Annotated in this window: 19 protein-coding genes; 10 read left to right on the plus strand and 9 right to left on the minus strand. The window is 36.5% G+C overall.

What is annotated here, in order from left to right; genetic code table 11:
* The first annotated feature begins 3 nt into the window (after nt 1-3).
* Genes hisC through hisIE form a run of 6 tightly spaced genes read left to right on the plus strand, consistent with a single transcriptional unit; the run spans nt 4 to nt 4754 of the window.
* Complete coding sequence (hisC, locus tag AB8P06_RS10655; RefSeq protein WP_369841351.1) at nt 4-1029, plus strand: histidinol-phosphate transaminase; 1026 nt, start codon at nt 4-6, stop codon at nt 1027-1029.
* Between the two features lie 2 nt (nt 1030-1031).
* Nucleotides 1032-2126, plus strand: coding sequence for a bifunctional histidinol-phosphatase/imidazoleglycerol-phosphate dehydratase HisB (gene hisB, locus AB8P06_RS10660; protein WP_369841354.1), 1095 nt, complete (start codon nt 1032-1034; stop codon nt 2124-2126).
* Nucleotide 2127: 1 nt separating this feature from the next.
* Nucleotides 2128-2706, plus strand: coding sequence for an imidazole glycerol phosphate synthase subunit HisH (hisH, locus tag AB8P06_RS10665; protein ID WP_369841356.1), 579 nt, complete (start codon nt 2128-2130; stop codon nt 2704-2706).
* Nucleotides 2706-3428, plus strand: coding sequence for a 1-(5-phosphoribosyl)-5-[(5-phosphoribosylamino)methylideneamino]imidazole-4-carboxamide isomerase (hisA, locus tag AB8P06_RS10670; protein WP_369841359.1), 723 nt, complete (start codon nt 2706-2708; stop codon nt 3426-3428). The genes hisH and hisA overlap by 1 nt, the downstream gene beginning before the upstream one ends.
* Entirely contained in the window at nt 3421-4176 is a 756-nt protein-coding gene (hisF, locus tag AB8P06_RS10675) for an imidazole glycerol phosphate synthase subunit HisF (RefSeq protein ID WP_369841362.1), read from the plus strand. The genes hisA and hisF overlap by 8 nt, the downstream gene beginning before the upstream one ends.
* Nucleotides 4173-4754 carry a bifunctional phosphoribosyl-AMP cyclohydrolase/phosphoribosyl-ATP diphosphatase HisIE gene (hisIE, locus tag AB8P06_RS10680; protein WP_369841365.1) on the plus strand — a complete coding sequence of 194 codons (582 nt, stop codon included), beginning with the start codon at nt 4173-4175 and terminating at the stop codon, nt 4752-4754. The genes hisF and hisIE overlap by 4 nt, the downstream gene beginning before the upstream one ends.
* Nucleotides 4755-5065: 311 nt before the next feature.
* On the opposite strand, the gene AB8P06_RS10685 is transcribed toward hisIE, so the two are convergent.
* The 9 genes from AB8P06_RS10685 to AB8P06_RS10725 all read right to left on the minus strand — a co-directional run bounded on the left by AB8P06_RS10685 (nt 5066) and on the right by AB8P06_RS10725 (nt 15594).
* A complete protein-coding gene (locus AB8P06_RS10685) occupies nt 5066-6250 on the minus strand; it encodes a M20/M25/M40 family metallo-hydrolase (protein WP_369841367.1) in 1185 nt (394 codons plus the stop codon).
* A 79-nt stretch (nt 6251-6329) separates the two neighbouring features.
* Nucleotides 6330-7502, minus strand: coding sequence for a M28 family peptidase (locus tag AB8P06_RS10690; protein WP_369841370.1), 1173 nt, complete (start codon nt 7500-7502; stop codon nt 6330-6332).
* A gap of 108 nt (nt 7503-7610) precedes the next feature.
* Nucleotides 7611-7955, minus strand: coding sequence for a 50S ribosomal protein L20 (rplT, locus tag AB8P06_RS10695; RefSeq protein WP_007840009.1), 345 nt, complete (start codon nt 7953-7955; stop codon nt 7611-7613).
* Nucleotides 7956-8077: 122 nt separating this feature from the next.
* The gene (gene rpmI / locus AB8P06_RS10700; protein WP_007840008.1) at nt 8078-8275 is read right to left on the minus strand and encodes a 50S ribosomal protein L35; all 198 of its coding nucleotides are present in this window, start codon (nt 8273-8275) and stop codon (nt 8078-8080) included.
* 93 nt (nt 8276-8368) lie between these two features.
* A complete protein-coding gene (locus AB8P06_RS10705) occupies nt 8369-10144 on the minus strand; it encodes a DUF8728 domain-containing protein (RefSeq protein WP_369841374.1) in 1776 nt (591 codons plus the stop codon).
* 86 nt (nt 10145-10230) lie between these two features.
* Nucleotides 10231-11052, minus strand: coding sequence for an alpha/beta fold hydrolase (locus AB8P06_RS10710; RefSeq protein WP_369841375.1), 822 nt, complete (start codon nt 11050-11052; stop codon nt 10231-10233).
* A 187-nt stretch (nt 11053-11239) separates the two neighbouring features.
* Nucleotides 11240-11770: a translation initiation factor IF-3 gene (gene infC, locus AB8P06_RS10715; RefSeq protein WP_007840003.1), complete on the minus strand. Its 531-nt coding sequence runs from the start codon at nt 11768-11770 to the stop codon at nt 11240-11242.
* 72 nt (nt 11771-11842) lie between these two features.
* The gene (thrS, locus tag AB8P06_RS10720) at nt 11843-13762 is read right to left on the minus strand and encodes a threonine--tRNA ligase (protein ID WP_369841377.1); all 1920 of its coding nucleotides are present in this window, start codon (nt 13760-13762) and stop codon (nt 11843-11845) included.
* Between the two features lie 290 nt (nt 13763-14052).
* Nucleotides 14053-15594, minus strand: coding sequence for a hypothetical protein (locus AB8P06_RS10725; protein WP_369841379.1), 1542 nt, complete (start codon nt 15592-15594; stop codon nt 14053-14055).
* 146 nt (nt 15595-15740) lie between these two features.
* On the opposite strand from AB8P06_RS10725, the gene AB8P06_RS10730 reads away from it, so the two are divergent.
* The 4 genes from AB8P06_RS10730 to AB8P06_RS10745 form a co-directional block, all read left to right on the plus strand.
* Entirely contained in the window at nt 15741-16904 is a 1164-nt protein-coding gene (locus AB8P06_RS10730; RefSeq protein WP_369841381.1) for a 2-isopropylmalate synthase, read from the plus strand.
* A gap of 26 nt (nt 16905-16930) precedes the next feature.
* The gene (gene leuC, locus AB8P06_RS10735; protein ID WP_369841383.1) at nt 16931-18319 is read left to right on the plus strand and encodes a 3-isopropylmalate dehydratase large subunit; all 1389 of its coding nucleotides are present in this window, start codon (nt 16931-16933) and stop codon (nt 18317-18319) included.
* A 10-nt stretch (nt 18320-18329) separates the two neighbouring features.
* Nucleotides 18330-18926: a 3-isopropylmalate dehydratase small subunit gene (gene leuD, locus AB8P06_RS10740; RefSeq protein WP_369841386.1), complete on the plus strand. Its 597-nt coding sequence runs from the start codon at nt 18330-18332 to the stop codon at nt 18924-18926.
* On the plus strand, nt 18916-19485 hold a 570-nt coding region (locus AB8P06_RS10745), incomplete at its 3' end, for an isocitrate/isopropylmalate family dehydrogenase (RefSeq protein ID WP_369841389.1). The genes leuD and AB8P06_RS10745, both read left to right, overlap by 11 nt.

Raw genomic sequence — 19485 nt, forward strand, 5'->3', positions numbered from 1 at the left:
AGAATGAAAAAATTAACAATCAATCAATTCGTCAGAAAAAATATTTTAGAATTACAACCTTATATCAGCTTCAGGGATCATAATGAATTTAATGCTCCTGTTTTAATGGATGCCAATGAAAGTCCGTTCGGGGAATTCAACCGTTATCCGGATTCTACACAGAAAAAGCTTAAAAGGAGACTGGCAGAACTTAAAAATGTTTCACCTGATCAGATTGCTGTAGGAAACGGAAGTGATGAGCTTATCGATTTAATCATCAAAATATTCTGCGAGCCTAAAAAAGATGCCATTATGATGATGAATCCTTCATTTGCGATGTATGCTTTTTATGCATCGATCAATGAAAACAATGTCGTTAAGCTTAATCTGGATGAAAATTTTGAAATCGTTAAAGAGAATTTCATTAAAACAGTTAATGAATTTCAACCGAAAGTATTCTTTCTCTGTTCCCCAAATAACCCAACAGGAAACAGTGTTGACGATATAGAATTTTATCTTCAGAATTTTAACGGAATTGTAGTTGTGGATGAAGCTTACATTGAATTTTCAGATAAAAAATCATCTCTTGATCTTCTTGATCAGTATCCTAATCTTGTCGTGCTTCAGACTTTTTCAAAAGCGTGGGGAAAAGCAGGGGCCAGAGTAGGAATTGCCTATGCATCGGCAGAAATCATCCGCTTTATCAATACCGTGAAAGCACCTTATAATGTGAACTCTTTGAGCCAGGAATTAATCCTGAAAAGTATAGAAAATCCAACGGAATTTGAAGAAAACCTGGAAAATATCCTGATAGAAAAATCCTGGTTGGCAAAAGAATTTCTGACGATAGAGTGCATTACAAAAGTATTTCCTACAGATGCCAACTTCTTCCTGGCTGAGTTTAAAGAAGTTGAAAAAGTACATCAGACATTATTGAAAGCTGAAATACTGACCAATAAAAGAAGTCCGGCGATTCCGGATTGTATCCGTATTAATATCGGAAACAGAAATGAAAATACACAATTAGTTAATATTTTGAAAAATATTTAATCATGAAAAAAGTATTATTTATAGACCGCGACGGAACTTTAATTATAGAACCACCGGAAGATTTTCAGGTTGATTCCCTCGAAAAGCTGGAATTTTATCCGGGCGTTTTTCAAAGCCTTTCAAAAATTGTAAAAGAGCTGGATTATGAATTAGTGATGATCACAAATCAGGATGGCTTGGGAACGGAAAGCTTTCCCTATGAAAATTTCATAAAACCTCATGAAAAAATGATGAAGGCCTTTGAAAATGAAGGGATTATTTTTTCTGATATTTTAATTGATAAAAGTTTTGAATATGAAAACCTGCCGACCAGAAAACCGGGAACAGGAATGCTGGGAAAATACATCCATGGAAATTATGATTTAGAAAATTCCTATGTCATTGGTGATCGGGTTACAGATATTCAGTTGGCTCAGAATCTGGGTTCAAAAGCCATTCTTATTCACGATATTTCAAATGCAGAGGCTGAACTGACGACAAAAAAATGGCCGGAGATCTATTCATTTTTAAAGCAGATTCCGAGAACATCCAAAGTATCAAGAAAAACCAATGAAACAGAAATCGAAATAGAAATTAATCTGGACGGGAAAGGCGATTCGGAGATTTCTACAGGATTACATTTTTTTGATCATATGCTGGAACAGATTTCAAAACATGGAAACCTTGACTTAAAGATTAAAGTGAAAGGTGATCTGCAGGTAGATGAGCACCATACAATTGAAGATACGGGAATAGTCTTTGGACAAGCCTTTCTTAAAGCTCTGGGAAGCAAAAAAGGGATTGAAAGATATGGCTTTCTGCTGCCTATGGACGATTGTCTGGCTCAGGTTGCAGTAGATTTCGGCGGAAGACCGTGGCTGGTTTGGGAAGCAGACTTTAAAAGGGAAAAAATAGGTGATGTACCAACTGAAATGTTCTTTCACTTTTTTAAATCATTTACGGATTTTTCACAATCTAACCTCAATATTAAAGCAGAAGGTGAAAATGAACACCATAAAATTGAATCTGTTTTCAAAGCATTTGCGAAAGCACTGAAAATGGCAGTTAATCAGACCGATAAAAATTTCAATTTACCTTCAACTAAAGGAAGTTTATAATATGATTGCTATAATAAAATACAATGGCGGAAATGTAAATTCTGTTCAGAACGCCTTAAACCGGTTGAACGCAGAATCTGTCGTAACTGATGATTTTGAATTGATCCGGAAGGCGGATAAGGTTATTTTTCCGGGCGTTGGAGAGGCTTCTTCAACCATGAAGTTATTAAAGGAAAAAGGTCTGGATCTGTTGATCCCGACATTGAAACAGCCTGTTTTAGGGATTTGTCTGGGCATGCAGCTGATGTGTAAAGATAACGAGGAAGGAAATACCGAAGGAATGGGGATTTTTGATATTCAGGTTAAAAAATTCCCGGCTCAGGACATTGTTCCGCATATGGGCTGGAACACGGTCAAAGATTTAAAATCTCCCTTTTTATCGGGAATTGATGAAAGCAGTGACTTTTATTTTGTTCACAGCTATTATTGTGAATTATCAGATTATACGACTTCTGTCTGCGATTATATTCTGCCTTTCAGTGCGTCTTTACAAAAAGATAATTTTTATGCAACCCAGTTTCACCCTGAAAAATCAGGAAAAAAAGGAAATGAATTACTCACCCAATTTTTACAACTCTAATGAAAATAATTCCTGCTATTGATATTATTGACGGAAAATGTGTACGGCTTTCCAAAGGAGATTATAGTACAAAAAAAATATATAATGAAAATCCGGTTGACATGGCGAAAGAATTTGAAAGCTATGGCATTCAATTCCTTCATCTGGTAGATCTCGACGGGGCAAAATCAAAGCATATGGTCAATCAGAAAGTTCTGGAAGCTATTGCTAAAGAAACCTCATTACAGATTGATTTCGGAGGCGGATTAAAAAGCAGAAATGATATTGAAACTGCCTTTAATTCCGGGGCAAAACAGATCACGATCGGAAGTATTGCCGTCCAAAATCCTGAATTTTGTAAAAGTATTATTGAAGAATATGGAGCAGAACAGATCATTCTCGGGGCAGATTGTGAAAACAGGAAAATAAAGACATCGGGATGGCAGGAAGAAAGCAATTTTGATATTATTGATTTTATTACTCAATATCAGCAATGGGGAATTTTAAATACCATCTGCACGGATATTTCAAAAGACGGAATGCTGCAGGGCCCTTCCACAGAGCTATACAAAGAGATCATCAGTAAAACCTCAATCAGTTTAACAGCCAGCGGAGGGATTTCCGGGATGGAAGATGTGCACGCTATGAAAGAAATAGGATGTTCCGCAACCATCATCGGAAAAGCGATTTATGAAGGAAAAATATCATTAAAGGAACTGCAAAATTTTATTGAAAATGCTTAAAAAGAGAATCATTCCCTGTCTGGATATTAAAGATGGAACAACGGTGAAAGGAATTAATTTTGAAGGATTAAGAAATGCCGGAAACCCAATAGATTTAGCTAAAAAATATGAGCTTGAAGGCGCTGACGAACTGGTATTTCTCGATATCACGGCAACGATTGAAAAAAGAAAGACTTTCATTGAACTTGTCCGGGACATTGCAAAAGAATTAAGCATTCCTTTTACGGTTGGCGGTGGTATTTCGGCAGTTGATGATGTCCGGAAGTTATTGGAAGCCGGAGCAGACAAAATAAGCATCAATTCATCGGCGGTGAAAAATCCAAAGCTGATTAATAACCTTGCCAAAGAATTTGGAAGCCAGTGTATTGTGGTAGCCGTTGATACAAGATTTATTAACAATTCGGATTGGGTACATATTAAAGGCGGAACGGAAATCACAGATTTAGAAACGATCGATTGGGCAAAAAGAGTTGAATCATCCGGTGCCGGTGAAATTCTTTTGACTTCAATGGACGGTGACGGAACAAAAGCAGGTTTTGATGTGAGAATTACCCGTTCTGTTTCCGAAAATGTGAACATCCCTGTTATTGCTTCAGGTGGAGCCGGAAAGATTGCTGATTTTAAAGAGGTTTTTCAGGAAACTAAGGTGACTGGAGCTTTGGCGGCAAGTATTTTCCATTTCGGGGAAGTATCAATTCAGGATTTAAAAAAGGATTTACAATTTCAAAAAATCGACATAAGACGATGATAGATTTTAATAAAACAAACGGACTTGTTCCTGTAATTATCCAGGACAACAGAACTTTACAGGTTTTAATGCTTGGATATATGAATGAAGAAGCATTTGAAAAAACGAAAAGAGAAGGTGTGGTCACTTTTTTCAGCCGTTCAAAAAACAGGCTCTGGACAAAAGGTGAGGAATCCGGAAATTTTCTAACGGTAAAAAGTATTGATATAGATTGTGATCAGGATACAATTCTGATTAAGGCAGTTCCCCGCAATATTGTATGCCATACCGGAAGCTTCAGCTGTTTTGGTGAAAAGGATGTCAAAGGATTTTTATATGAACTGGAAGATACCGTTTCATCAAGAATTGATGAAAAAACAGAAGGTTCCTATACCTATTCCTTATATAAGAAAGGGATTAATAAAATGGCTCAGAAAGTAGGTGAGGAGGCTGTAGAACTGGTGATTGAAGCTAAAGACCAGAATGATGAACTATTTAAAAATGAAGCTGCAGATCTGATGTATCACTTTTTGATTTTACTTAAAGCTAAAGGCTTTTCTCTGGAAGATATTGAAAAAGTTTTAAAAAATAGAAGCTAAAATTAAAGCCGTCTTTTTACAAAATAAAAAACCTCGTTTTTTAACGAGGTTTTAAAATGTCAATACTATTATTTATGGTAACTACACTATTTTACACTTATTTTTTCTTGCCTCTCCGATCGGTTTTTATCGCAAAGAAAATAATGAATCGTACCGATCTAAGGTGAGCAAAGTTTTTTAATCTATTAAAATAGATTTCAAAAGAATACTTCATAGCAGCTTTGCTGCTTTCTTTGCTTTTCTTAAAATAAAACAGTCGAATTTTAAAAGCTTTGCGTTAATAAAAAATTGATGAGTGTAAATTGCCTTGTTTATTTTTCAATCATTACTTTTCTTACCACGGTATGATCTCCGGCTTTTATCATCGCAATATAGCTGCCTGTCGGGATTCCGGAAACATTAATTCTTGTCTGATTTTCTGATTTCAATAATGTGCGTCCAAGAAGATCGGTAATTTCAAAAGTGAATTTTTTCACTGTAACAGGCAATTCTATCGAGAGAATCTCTTTTGCAGGATTGGGAAACATTTTTACAGATTCTAATGAATTTAAAACGACTTCATTCGTTTTCAGAACTCCTGCTGTTGCTACAGTAGTAGCTACTGCAAAATGCTGAATGGCACCCACCGTTGCTTTCCCGATCTTAAATATATAAACAGGGTCTGTATTCGCAAAAGTATCATTTGAAGTATGGGGATAATTACTCCTGATCCTTTCAAAATATCCGGTGATCACCTCACCTTTGGCTTCAAAAGGCATATAATCTGTATCTTCAGCAGGATCAATAGCCGTCTGAAGTGTTGAGTAAAGCTGAGTACAGGTCACCAATTGCTGAACTGCAGCCGCTGAAGCTGTCGCGTTGCTCGGATTTCCGCCCATATCTTTGTCGCAGTAAACGGTATTGTTGTTATTGCCCATTTTACCGCCTACCTGATCCAGATTAAGAACCATTTTGATGTCCAGGACACGGGTATTTCCCTGGTAAGCTACATTATTTACATAATGGGTGCTTCCTCTCAATCCCTGTTCTTCACCTGAAAAATGTATAAATTTAATAGAGTATTCCGTCGGTACATCTTTCAGGATTCTGGCAGCTTCTAAGATAATAGAGGTTCCGCTTCCGTTGTCATTAACTCCGGGACCATAGATCGTATCAAAATGCCCGCAAACAATGACATATTTATTGGGATAAAGAGTCCCTGTTTTGGTAATGACCAGGTTTTTTGAGCTTGTACTTCCAAATGTAAAAGGATCTTCTACAATCTGACTCGCTGAATATCCGTATGATAAATACTTATTTTTAATCCATGTTAAAGTGTTGGCATTATTTACAGAACCTGTAGTTTTGATTCCTAAATTGGCAAATTGTTGCAGGTTAGTGGTAATATTGGTCTGAGTCACCAGATTGGCTCTGTTCTGATAAGCCTGAATGAAAGTTTGCGCTTTTGCAGTATAAATTAATAAAGAAATAAACAGAATAGTAGTAATCTTTTTCATATCATGTAATTTTATTGTAAATATAATAAAAAATCCTAAGTCACCGACTTAGGATTTAAATTTAATATGATGATACAGATTATTTTTCTACAATAATTTTCCTGGTAACACTGTCATCGGCTGTTTTCACGGTGCATAAATACGTACCGCTTGTAAAACCGGAAACATTTATTTTAGTTTGGTTTTCAGTATTTAATAACAAACGTCCGTCCATATCTGTGATCTCAGAAGTGAAATTTTTGATGGTATGGGGAAGCTCAATATTAATTTCATTTTTAGCAGGATTCGGATAAATCTTTACAGATTCCAATGAATGTAAATCAACATCTTTTACGCTCAATATGCTTGTACTGGCCACGGCGAAATGCTGAAGTGCCCCGACAGCAGCTTTCCCTACATTAAATACATAGGTAGGGTCTACATTGGCAAAAGTATCATTAACCGTATGTTCATTATGGCTTTGCGGAGTTTCATAGAAACCGGTAATAATTTCCCCGTTTTCTTCAAAGGGTACATAATCTGACGAATAAGCATTAGACATCACCGTCTGCAATGGTGAATACAGTGTAGTACAGGTTGCCAGCTGTTGGGTAAAGGCTAATGATTCTGCATTATTTCCGGATTGTCCGGATTGGTCGCTTTCACATTTGATCGAATTACTTGGGTTTGATAATTTACCGCCTACCTGATCTATATTGAAAACCAGTCTTATGTCGAATTGACGGACACCGTTTTTGAAAACCACGTTATTCGCATAATGATCACTTCCATACAGCCCTTGTTCTTCACCAGAAAAATGGATAAATTTGATAGAATATTCAGTAGGGATATCTTTTAAAATTCTGGCAGCTTCTAAAATAATAGAGGTTCCGCTTCCGTTATCACTCACTCCCGGGCCTGTAATCGTATCATAATGCCCGCAGATAATCACATATTTATTCGGATAAAGAGTTCCTGTTTTCGTGATGATCAGGTTTTTAGAGTTAAGGTTTCCCACCGTAAACAGATCTTCTTCCATCTGGCTTACCGTATAGCCATAAGACAGATATTTATTCTTGATCCAGTTAAGAGCATTCGTATTAGCTACGGAACCGGTGGTTTTTACACCCAGGTTTCCAAATTCCTGCAGGTTTGCCGTAATATTAGCCTGTACAACCTGGTTGGCTCTGTTCTGATAAGCCTGGATAAAGCTTTGTGCCTGTAAACCATAGCAGGCAAAAGAAAATAACAAAAGAGTCGATAATTTTTTCATTCTTACATATTAATTAATCATTTGTTGTTTTTTTCACAGCAAATGTATTGAATAAAAAAATCCCGAGCAAAAAACCCGGGATTTATATTGATAACAAAAAATTCTACATTATTTTACTTGATCTACAACAGCTTTGAAAGCTTCAGGATGATTCATTGCTAAATCTGCTAAAACTTTTCTGTTAAGCTCTACGTTGTTCTTTTTAAGAGCTCCCATAAACTGAGAGTAAGACATTCCGTGCTCTCTGGTACCCGCATTGATACGAGTGATCCAAAGTGATCTGAAGTTTCTCTTTTTCTCTTTTCTACCACGGTAAGCATATTGCATTGCTTTTTCTACCGCGTTTTTAGCTACAGTCCAAACGTTCTTTCTTCTACCGAAAAAACCTTTAGCTTGCTTAAAAATTTTCTTTCTGCGAGCTCTTGAAGCTACGGCATTTACTGATCTTGGCATAATTTAAATTGTTTTTTTGAAAAGGGCGGTAATTTATTTCATTACACTTATCTGCTCCGTTTCAGGGTTAAAAATTCTGAATTTGTTTTAATTCCTATAAACCGAATATAGATTTATAAAAACTACTTAATTGCTAATTGACGTTTAACGCTTTTTTCGTCCACAGAAGCAACATAAGAAGTTTGCGTAAGATTTCTCTTTTGCTTAGTTTCTTTCTTAGTTAAGATGTGGCTTTTGTAAGCATTTTTTCTTTTGATCTTACCAGAACCAGTAAGAGCAAAACGCTTTTTAGCACCTGATTTCGTTTTTAATTTTGGCATTGTTTTGCTTTTTATTGTTTTGTTATCAATATCTGTATTGGCTTCCCTGGAAAATATCCGGGAATAATAGTGTGCAAAGATACAAAAAAAACATTAATCTTTTCCTTCCAATACAACAGATTCTAATAAACTGTTTTGGTCAGGAGTCACAGAAATTTCCAGTCTGTTATTTTTTAAACCAATCTTAGTCCGGAAATTGGCATTATTATCACTATTAACTTGTTTTAATGACCATTTTTTTTCGGGAATTCCGTCAAGAGATAAAGTGTAAGTATTTCCTTTAAGTGTATTTTTTAAAAGCTTCCTGTCTGAAAACAAACTGATGGTATCGACAGGATGAGCAAATAAATACCCTGGAATTTTAAGTTCACTTTCAGTTTTTTCAATTCCGCTGTTTTTACCGTATTTATTAAAGAACAGCAGGTATTCCTGATCTCTTTCTTTGGATAATACCTTCACGTAATTCTGAGTGAAAGTTTTATTTTTCTTTAACTGGTCTCCGATATTAAAAGACGGAGCCGCACCTGTATTGAAAATGACAATGTCCGGATTCCGGTTCATGGTGTAATTCGCATCACCTAATTCGTGAGCTAATGAACCTGTTCCGAAATTGACCGGCGGATGTCGTGGAATATAATAATCATTCAATCCCAGCATATCAATTGATGGTAATTCTGAAGAGTAGGGAATCGAACCGGCAGACGTAACGGCAATTAACGTCTTGTCTGGAAATGTATTTTTTAATCTTTCCCCAAGCTGCATTCCACGGAATTCCCATCTTTCCTGAATGGCTTTCTGGTTTTCCGGAAGCCTGATCTGGATGATAAAGTTTAGAATTAAAAGGATAATAATACCCAACTTAATTTTACGGTTATTAAAATCAATTATGTGAATAGCATTTAAACCGATAATAATGGCAAATACTAAAAATATAAGAACAATTTCATAATGCCTGTAACCCGGGAAAATATCTCCGCCTACCAAACTTACATAGAAAGTCCACGCCAGGATATTCAACAAAAGGAAAATCCCGACCACATTTTTTTTCTTAAAAACCAGGACAAGAAGCAGATAAATTCCGAGAGAGGAGATAATAAGCGTACCCAGAAAAGCTTTTACATGATAAAATATACCTCTGATCACATGATAAAACGTGATTTTCACTTTTACAAGAGCAGTATTCGGGACCAGTTCACCATAATAAGTATATCTGAAAATAAGCTGAGCTAAAAGAAACAGGAAAGGAATAACAGCAACGGCGAAAGTTATTTTAATAAAATCAGTTTTATGATTCCGCTTGATAAACAATAGAAAAACGGATGTGATAATTGTAAATAAAAAACCGTCCGGCCGTGTAATGGCAAGCAGCCCTAACCATATTGACAGATAATAGATTCTTTTTAAACCGTTTTCATTGATGATCTGTACCACTTCAATTAAGATCAGGGTAATCAGCAATGCATATAAAGGCTGTTCTAATCCGCCAATCGCCCAGATGGCAAAGCATGGAGTCGTTACAAGCAGGATAACGCCTAAGAAAACATATTCCTTCTTTATATTTTGTTTCCTGAAAAAACTGATAATGAGCCAGATGATTCCTACGGAACAAAGCAGTCCTAAAATCCTTGCCGCTACAATAAGATCAATTCCCAGTTTTCCTAAAAATGAAACGCCTAAAATCCACAGAAAATTGGAGTAGCCTTCCACAGGATGCCCGTCATTCCAGTTTAATCCTTTTCCGTCGATAAAACGCTGGGCATACCGGAGTGAAATTAAACTGTCATCAGAAATAAAAGGGTAGTAGCAGAAGCAGCTTCCCAGAAATATAATGACACAAACGATAAAAAAGGCTCCATATCCGGATTTCATTCAATGAGTTTAAGCCTGCAAAATAACGAAAAAAGCAAAAAACTGCAGACAAAAGCCTGCAGTTTTTAAATAATAATGAGTTGAAATTATGATTTGAAGAATTCCAAAAGATCTTTATTGATCGTTTCGGCTTCTGTAGTCGGCATACCATGAGGAAATCCCGGATAAGAAATAAGCTTCCCGTTTTTCAACAGAGTAGCAGCTACTTTTCCTGTCGTTTCAAAAGGAACGATCTGATCGTCTTCACCGTGCAGCACCAAAACAGGAACATCTACACTTTTTAAATCTTCAGTGAAATCTGTTTCGGAGAACGCTTTAATACAGTCAAAATGAGCTTTGATAGAACCGTTCATCCCTTGTCTCCACCAGTTTCTCTGGATCCCTTCGGAAACATTTGCACCTTCTCTGTTGTACCCATAGAATGGGAACGTAAGATCAATATAGAATTGTTGTCTGTGTTTAGATGTATTATTTCTGATATCATCAAAAACAGAGATCGGAACACCATTCGGATTATTTTCATTCTGCACCATGATCGGGGTTACGGCACTTATTAAAACTGCTTTTGCCACTCTTCCTTTACCGTGTTTTGCAACATATCGGATTACTTCACCTCCTCCTGTAGAATGTCCCACATGAATTACATCTTTTAAATCCAGTGCTGTAACGATCTCATCTACATCAGAAGCATAAGTATCCATTTCGTGTCCGTAGGGAGTCTGCTCTGATCTTCCGTGGCCTCTTCTGTCGTGGGTAATTACTCTGTATCCCTGTTCAAGGAAGAAAAACATCTGAGCATCCCAGTCATCACTTGATAATGGCCATCCATGGTGAAAAAATACAGGCTGTCCTTTTCCCCAGTCTTTGTAATAAATCTCGGTTCCGTCTTTTAGTGTAAGTGTACTCATAGCTTTTTTGTTTATGTTATTAATAATGCTTGTTTGTTATTTCTAACACAAATGTAAGATGAAATTTATCATTGAATCTTAACATAGGATATATATTCATAATTATTTAATAACTGACATTAAATAAAAAAACCTCAAATCACTTTGAGGTTTATATTTTAAAGTACAGATATAAAATCTATATCAATTATTTTGCTGGTTTTTTAGGACTCATCATCATAATCATTCTTTTTCCTTCCAATTTAGGTAACTGATCTACTTTACCCACGTGCTCTAATTCCTGAGCCAGTTTTAAAAGCAGGATCTCTCCCTGATCTTTAAAGATAATGGAACGTCCTTTAAAAAATACGTAGGTTTTCAATTTAGAGCCTTCTTCAAGGAATTTCTCAGCATGTTTCTTCTTGAATTCATAATCATGGTCATCAGTCTGAGGCCCGAAACGGATCTCTTTTACCACTACTTTTACCTGCTTAGCTTTAAGCTCCTTTTGTTTCTTCTTTTGCTCGTATAAAAACTTTTTATAGTCTAATACTCTCGCAATAAAAGGTTCAGCCTTGTCGGAAATTACTACCAAGTCTAATTCCTGATCCCTGGCGATCTGTAAAGCTTTATCCAAGGGGTAAACTCCTGGCTCTACATTATCTCCTACCAAACGAACTTCTCTGGCTCTAATTTTACCATTAATTTGATGCAAATCTTCCTGTACGGGACGACGCATTGGGCCTCTGTTGTTAAATCTTTGTGCTATTGTCTTAAATTTTATTGGTTAACTTTCTATTTAACAGCTTATTTATATTGCTGCTTCTTTTTTAAAATAATTGATGAAATCCTCAGTACTCATTACTCCAAGATCCCCTTCACCACGTCTTCTTACAGAAATTGTGCCATCCTTCTCTTCATTTTCTCCTACCACAAGCATGAATGGAATTTTCTTTAATTCTGCATCACGGATCTTTTTTCCTGTCTTCTCATTTCTGTCATCAATCTGACCGCTAATATCGTGATTTTCCAAAAATTGTGAAACTTTTTTTGCATAATCTACATATTTTTCACTGATTGGTAGAATTATATACTGATCCGGGCTCAGCCATAACGGGAAATATCCGGCAGTATTTTCTAATAATATCGCGATAAAACGTTCCATAGAACCAAACGGAGCTCTGTGGATCATAACGGGTCTGTGCTTTTCATTGTCGTTTCCGATGTAATGAAGATCAAACCTTTCCGGTAAGTTATAATCTACCTGGATGGTTCCCAACTGCCATTTTCTTCCCAAAGCATCTTTCACCATGAAATCCAGTTTCGGGCCATAGAAAGCAGCTTCACCGTATTCTGTGATGGTATTTAATCCTTTTTCTTTGGCAGCGGTAACGATCGCATTTTCTGCTTTTTCCCAGTTTTCGTCACTACCGATATACTTTTCAGTATTTTCAGGGTCTCTTAACGAAATCTGAGCGGTAAAATCAGCAAATCCAAGGGAACCAAAAACATAAAGGACAAGATCGATCGTTTTTTTGAATTCCTCCATCAGCTGATCCGGAGTACAGAAAAGGTGGGCATCATCCTGGGTAAAACCACGAACTCTCGTCAATCCGTGAAGTTCTCCACTTTGCTCATATCTGTAAACCGTTCCGAATTCTGCATATCTTTTCGGAAGATCTCTGTAGCTCCATTGTGAAGTTTTATAAATTTCACAGTGGTGCGGGCAGTTCATTGGCTTCAGCATAAATTCTTCTCCTTCATTTGGAGTTTTGATCGGCTGGAAGCTGTCTGCACCATATTTATCCCAGTGTCCTGAAGTTACGTACAATTCTTTGGCACCGATATGTGGCGACATTACGAATTCATAACCTCCTTTTTTCTGAGCATCAGTAAGGAAATTTTCTAATTTCTTTCTTAAAGCGGTACCTTTCGGCAACCAAAGCGGTAAACCTGCACCTACTTTTTCAGAAAATGCGAAAATTCCTAATTCTTTACCTAATTTTCTGTGGTCTCTTCTTTTAGCTTCTTCAAGTCTTTCAAGATATTCAGTCAGGTCTTTCTGCTTAGGGAAAGAAATACCGTAAACTCTTGTTAACTGAGGATTTTTTTCATTTCCTCTCCAGTAAGCTCCTGCAGCATTTAATATTTTTACGGCTTTTACGATTCCTGTGTTCGGAATGTGCCCTCCACGGCATAAATCAGTGAAGTTGTCGTGAGTTACAAAAGTAATTTCCCCGTCATTAAGATTGGATATAAGCTCTACTTTATAAGGATTATCTGCATAGGTTTTCAATGCATCCTCTTTAGAAACCGGATATAATGAGAAAGTTGAACCTTTCTTGGCGTTTTCAAGGATTTTCTTTTCAATCTTTTCAAAATCTTTTTCAGATAAGCTTTCGCCCCCGAAATCCACATCATAATAGAATCCGCTTTCGATAGCAGGACCAATGGTCAGCTTAGCATCAGGATAAAATTCAAGGATCGCCTGCGCCAGCAAGTGGGCAGAAGAATGCCAGAAAGCTTTCTTTCCAAGATCGTCATTCCAGGTCAGCAATTGTATCGTAGAATCCGTGGTTATAGGTGTGGTCGTCTCTACTGGTTTGCCGTTAACAATTGCGGAAATGGTATTTCTAGCCAATCCCTCGCTTATAGATTTTGCCACATCTAAAGGAGTAACTTCTCCTTCAAATTCTTTGACACTACTGTCTGGAAGTGTAATTTTTATCATTGTTTACTAAGAAATTTTAAGATGCAAAAATACGCATTTTTTATTTAAAATAATATAATAACACATATTTGCGTAAAGAATTAATGCCAAATAATGAAAAACATATTGTTGTTTTTGCTGTCAGCAGGTTTGAAAGAATTCCTCTCTTCAGAATCCTGAAAGTTTTCAGAAGAATAAAAGGTTGAAATTATTGTTATAAAAACAATTTGCACCGTATTTTCTTACCAGATTATCAATAAGCCCGATGTGAAATTAAAATAATGGAGGCTGAGGCTCTCGAAGCCACCTTTTTATTTCCTTTTATATTTCACCTTCTGCTTTATAATTTCTATAACATCCACATGCTGAACCTTAGATTTTACCCAGCCGTGAATATCAATATACAACAAAGATCTTCTGTAATATTCATTTTTTGAAAAAAGTTCAAGTTTTTGATCAAAAGCTTCAAAAGCTTCCTGTCTTTTATTTAAAACCAGATTGTTGAGATTTTTAAAAAATTCAATACTCTCAAAATGGAATGCTTCAGGCTTCTTCATTTTAAGGGCAAATTTTAAAGTGGCTTTTATAAATTCATCATAATCTTCATCATTTCCCGATTCGTGCTTTGACATTAAGATCAATATCCTTGTGTGAAATAATAAATCTTCCTGAACATTTCCTTTGGACTCAATAATCTTCATGGAATAATGAATAGATTCCCTGTATTTTTTACTTCCGAAAAGCATGGCTGCCATTTTAAGATAAAGGATCATAAAGTGGTGCTCATCAATCTTATCCCGAAGTTTTTCCATTTTCAGTTCAATCTCCGGAATAAGCTTTGTTCCTGTAAAAAATTCTCCTTTTATAAAATGAATATTCATTAAAGTATTGGAGTAGGTAAGAAAAATAAGAGACTGTAGATTCTCGTTCTGTGCAAAATTTTGAGAATAAACCGTATCATTAAAATTTTTAAAATGCTTTTCCAAAACATCAATATTTCCATACAGGAAAAGAATCTTGAGTAAATAAGTATTTCCTTTGATGTACCAGACCGGATGGCTGAAAATCATTTCCGGATTCTGGTGAAATAAATCTACCCATAAATAAGCATATTTCAAAGTATACTTATAATCCTGAAACAGCTGGTTTTTCCATACATGGGCTTTGTAATACCATAATTTTTCAGTGAATTTAAGTTTGACCGGTTTTATATTTCTGATCTGTACATTGAAAATTTTAAGGATTTTCTGACGGTCTTCATCATTTTTCACATAGCCATGGGTAAGCATTTCACTGTATAATTTCAGTGAAAGATTAGACAGATCCGTCGTATACTGATTTTGCTTACTGATCGCTTTAGATTGTCTGATGAGTTCTTCAGCTCTTCCTTCTATACTCCGGGTAATAAACTGAGATTCAATTACTTTTTCAAGGTCGATGATTTCAGAAGCGATACTTTTTTCATCAAGCTCCAAAGCCGTTTGTTTGGTTTTATCTAAAATTTTCAACGCCTGTTTGTAAAGCCCTTTCTGATACAGAATATTGGCAAAATCAAGCTGCTCACGAAGCTGAATTCTGTAGTTCTGATGGCTTGGGTTCATCCGCAGGCTTACCAGAATCTGCTTATAAAGATGGGCTTTAAGGTTGGAGAGTTGCTGTTTCGTAGAGATTTTCTTTTCCAGGATAATACTTTCTTCATATTCTTTCATTTTATCCATTTCTGAAAAAAGTAAAAGAAATTTTGCATCTACATTGATCCCGAGACGGTTGACAAATAACTTAAACTGCCGCTTTTCGGAGGTAGTCAATGATTTAATCAGTATAAATAAGAAATCTTTCTGCAATTCTGCCATTGTAAATTTAAAGAATTTATATAATTGATTTTAAGACAGTTGTGATTAAAATTCTATTATTTGAGTATTGTAATTTTCTGGAAAAATGAAAATGAAAAAATAAATCAAATCTTAGTTTTGAGTCAAAATTAAGTAAAAACATTATTATGAATTCCGAAAAAGTTGAAATTTTTGATACCACCCTGCGTGATGGAGAACAGGTCCCGGGATGTAAATTAAATACAGAGCAAAAGCTGGTGATCGCCGAAAGACTTGATGAGCTAGGGATTGATATTATCGAGGCAGGATTCCCAGTTTCAAGCCCTGGAGATTTTCATTCCGTTTCTGAAATTTCAAAACTGATTAAGAATGCAAAAGTTTGCGGACTGACAAGAGCCAATAAAAAAGATATAGAGATTGCAGCAGAGGCTTTACAGTTTGCAAAAAGACCAAGAATACACACGGGAATAGGAACTTCGGATTCTCATATCAAATATAAATTCAATTCTACAAGAGAAGATATTATAGAGCGGGCAATTGATGCTGTAAAATATGCGAAAAGTTTTGTTGAGGATGTAGAATTTTATGCTGAAGATGCGGGAAGAACGGATAATGATTTCTTGGCAAAAATTTGTGAAGAAGTGATAAAAGCAGGAGCAACAGTTCTGAATATTCCCGATACCACAGGTTATTGTTTACCCGAAGAATATGGAGAAAAGATCAAATATCTGAGAGAAAATGTAACCGGAATTGAAAAAGCGATCCTGTCATGCCACTGCCATAATGATCTTGGATTGGCTACTGCAAATTCTATTGCAGGTGTGGTCAACGGAGCAAGACAGATTGAATGTACCATTAACGGATTGGGAGAAAGAGCCGGAAATACGGCACTGGAAGAAGTGGTTATGATTTTAAAGCAGCATAAAGATTTAAACTTATATACAGATGTCAATTCTAAAATGCTTAATAAAATGAGCGTTTTGGTTTCAGACTTAATGGGAATGCCTGTTCAGCCTAATAAAGCTATTGTGGGAGCAAACGCTTTTGCCCACAGTTCCGGAATTCATCAGGATGGAGTGATTAAGAACAGGGAAACTTATGAAATTATTGACCCTGCAGAAGTAGGCGTTAATGAGTCTTCTATTATCCTTACGGCAAGAAGCGGGAGGTCTGCTCTGGCCTACAGGTTTAAGCACATCGGTTTTGATGTAACTAAAAATGAACTGGACTTTTTATATCAGGAATTTCTGAAAATTGCTGACATCAAAAAAGAAGTTAATAATGATGACTTAAGCTTAATGATCGAAAAAGCTACGAGAAAAATAAGCTAAGATTTATTCAATCAGATACAATTAAAATGAACAACGATAAAAAAACACTTTTTGACAAAGTCTGGGATGCCCATGTTGTGGAAACCATTCCGGACGGACCTCAAATCATCTATATTGACAAACATTTGATTCATGAAGTAACAAGTCCACAGGCTTTTGCTGAACTGGAATCAAGAAACCTTGAAGTTTTCCGCCCAAAGCAAATTGTAGCAACCGCCGATCATAATGTTCCTACCTTAGATCAGGATAAACCGATCAGGGACGACTCATCCAGAAATCAGGTGGAACAGTTAACGGAAAACTGTAGAAAAAATAATATCGAATTATACGGATTAGGACATCAGTATCAGGGTATTGTTCACATCATAGCTCCCGAATTAGGCATTACACAGCCCGGAATGAGCATAGTTTGTGGTGACAGCCATACTTCTACCCACGGTGCTTTCGGTGCCATTGCTTTCGGAATCGGGACAAGCCAGGTGGCACAGGTTTTTGCCAGCCAGTGTTTACTGCTCAATAAACCCAAATCAATGAGAATTACCGTGAATGGAAAACTGAATAAAAACGTTCAGCCTAAAGATGTAATTCTCTACATCATTTCAAAAACGGGAACCGATGGCGGAACCGGATACTTCTGTGAATATGCCGGAAATGTTTTTGAGGAAATGTCGATGGAAGGAAGAATGACCGTATGCAATATGAGCATTGAAATGGGTGCCAGAGGCGGAATGATCGCTCCTGATGAGAAAACTTTTGACTATATTAAAGGCAGAACTTTTGCTCCTGAAGGGGAAGAATGGCAGGAAAAACTGGAATACTGGAAAACTTTAAAGACAGATGACGAAGCTGTTTTCGATAAGGAAATTGCATTTGATGCTTCTGAAATATACCCGATGATCACCTATGGAACCAATCCGGGAATGGGAATATCAATCAATGAAGTAATTCCTGCACCTGCCAACGAATCGGAAGAGAAAGCTTTACATTATATGGGCTTGAAACCCGGTCAGTCACCATTTGATATTAAAGTGAACTATGTATTCATTGGAAGCTGTACCAATGCGCGAATTGAAGATTTTCGTTCTGCGGCTGAATATATCAAAGGGAAAAATAAATCTGAAAATGTTCAGGCTTTAATCGTTCCCGGTTCACAAATGGTTGCCAGACAGATTTATGAGGAAGGTCTGGACAGAATCTTTAATGAGGCGGGATTTCAGATCAGGCAACCCGGATGCTCAGCGTGTCTTGCGATGAATGACGATAAAATTCCTGAAGGTGAATATTGTGTTTCTACTTCCAACCGGAATTTTGAAGGAAGACAGGGGCAAGGGGCGAGAACCATTCTGGCAAGTCCGTTAACGGCTGCCAAAGTAGCTGTAGAAGGAAGAATCTCTCTGTTTGACAACTTAAATTAAAGATCAGAAAATGCAAAAATTAGATATTATAACATCCCGTGCCATTCCATTACCGGCAGAAAATATAGATACCGACCAGATTATTCCGGCCAGGTTCCTGAAAAGTATCGACAAGAAAGGATTTGGAAACAACCTGTTCAGAGACTGGAGATACAGTCATAACGGAGAACCCAATCCTGATTTTGTTTTAAATAATCCGAAATATAGTGGCGAAATTTTAGTAGCCGGAAATAATTTCGGATGTGGAAGCAGCCGTGAACATGCTGCGTGGACACTGACAGATTATGGCTTTAAAGTAATTGTATCAAGCTATTTTGCCGATATTTTTAAAGGGAATGCTTTGAATAACGGATTACTGCCGGTAAAAGTTTCCGAAGAATTTTTAAAAGAAATTTTAGCCGATATCACTGACAATCCGGAAGATGAAATTACAGTAGATGTAGAACAACAAACCATTAGTTTTAATGGAAAAACCGAAAGCTTTGAGCTTGATTCCTATAAAAAAATATGTCTTCTTAACGGATATGATGATATTGATTTTTTAATCAGCAGGAAAGAAGCCATCCGGAAATTTGAATTAAAAACACAAAAAGTATATGAGCAATAATTATTTCAAAATAGCAGTTTTACCGGGCGATGGAATAGGCCCGGAGGTAGTAAATGAAAGTGTGAAAATTCTGAATGCCATTGCAGAAGTCTTTCACTATAAATTCCAGTTTACATATGGAATGATCGGTGCTGAAGCTATTTTCCAAACCGGAAATCCTTTGCCGGAAGAAACCCTTGAAATCTGTAAAAACTCCGATGCCGTTCTTTTCGGAGCGATTGGAGATCCTTCATTCGATAACGATCCGGATGCAAAAGTAAGGCCTGAACAGGGACTGTTAAAGTTGCGTAAAGAATTAGGTCTTTTTGCTAATATCAGGCCTTTGAAAACCTATGCGTCACTAATTGAGAAAAGCCCTTTGAAACGGGAAATTATTGATGGAACTGATATTCAGATTTTCAGAGAACTGGTAAGCGGGATTTATTTTGGTGAAAAATTTACCGAAGAGCACGGAGATTATGCTTATGATGTCTGTAAATACAGCCGGGAAGATATTCTGCCCATTGTGCATATGGCTTTTCAGGAGGCTCAGAAAAGAAAGAAAAAATTAACCCTTATT

Source organism: Chryseobacterium tongliaonense, assembly GCF_041224435.1.
Lineage (GTDB): Bacteria > Bacteroidota > Bacteroidia > Flavobacteriales > Weeksellaceae > Chryseobacterium > Chryseobacterium tongliaoense.

What these genes read in the sequence shown, in the direction of transcription:
- leuD (WP_369841386.1), top strand. Translation starts at nt 18,330, where the DNA reads ATGCAAAAATTAGATATTATAACATCCCGTGCCATTCCATTACCGGCA.
- thrS (WP_369841377.1), bottom strand. Translation starts at nt 13,762, where the DNA reads ATGATAAAAATTACACTTCCAGACAGTAGTGTCAAAGAATTTGAAGGA.
- AB8P06_RS10725 (WP_369841379.1), bottom strand. Translation starts at nt 15,594, where the DNA reads ATGGCAGAATTGCAGAAAGATTTCTTATTTATACTGATTAAATCATTG.
- rplT (WP_007840009.1), bottom strand. Translation starts at nt 7,955, where the DNA reads ATGCCAAGATCAGTAAATGCCGTAGCTTCAAGAGCTCGCAGAAAGAAA.
- AB8P06_RS10690 (WP_369841370.1), bottom strand. Translation starts at nt 7,502, where the DNA reads ATGAAAAAATTATCGACTCTTTTGTTATTTTCTTTTGCCTGCTATGGT.
- leuC (WP_369841383.1), top strand. Translation starts at nt 16,931, where the DNA reads ATGAACAACGATAAAAAAACACTTTTTGACAAAGTCTGGGATGCCCAT.
- hisB (WP_369841354.1), top strand. Translation starts at nt 1,032, where the DNA reads ATGAAAAAAGTATTATTTATAGACCGCGACGGAACTTTAATTATAGAA.
- hisIE (WP_369841365.1), top strand. Translation starts at nt 4,173, where the DNA reads ATGATAGATTTTAATAAAACAAACGGACTTGTTCCTGTAATTATCCAG.
- rpmI (WP_007840008.1), bottom strand. Translation starts at nt 8,275, where the DNA reads ATGCCAAAATTAAAAACGAAATCAGGTGCTAAAAAGCGTTTTGCTCTT.
- AB8P06_RS10710 (WP_369841375.1), bottom strand. Translation starts at nt 11,052, where the DNA reads ATGAGTACACTTACACTAAAAGACGGAACCGAGATTTATTACAAAGAC.
- infC (WP_007840003.1), bottom strand. Translation starts at nt 11,770, where the DNA reads ATGCGTCGTCCCGTACAGGAAGATTTGCATCAAATTAATGGTAAAATT.
- AB8P06_RS10705 (WP_369841374.1), bottom strand. Translation starts at nt 10,144, where the DNA reads ATGAAATCCGGATATGGAGCCTTTTTTATCGTTTGTGTCATTATATTT.
- AB8P06_RS10685 (WP_369841367.1), bottom strand. Translation starts at nt 6,250, where the DNA reads ATGAAAAAGATTACTACTATTCTGTTTATTTCTTTATTAATTTATACT.
- hisH (WP_369841356.1), top strand. Translation starts at nt 2,128, where the DNA reads ATGATTGCTATAATAAAATACAATGGCGGAAATGTAAATTCTGTTCAG.
- hisF (WP_369841362.1), top strand. Translation starts at nt 3,421, where the DNA reads ATGCTTAAAAAGAGAATCATTCCCTGTCTGGATATTAAAGATGGAACA.
- hisC (WP_369841351.1), top strand. Translation starts at nt 4, where the DNA reads ATGAAAAAATTAACAATCAATCAATTCGTCAGAAAAAATATTTTAGAA.
- hisA (WP_369841359.1), top strand. Translation starts at nt 2,706, where the DNA reads ATGAAAATAATTCCTGCTATTGATATTATTGACGGAAAATGTGTACGG.
- AB8P06_RS10730 (WP_369841381.1), top strand. Translation starts at nt 15,741, where the DNA reads ATGAATTCCGAAAAAGTTGAAATTTTTGATACCACCCTGCGTGATGGA.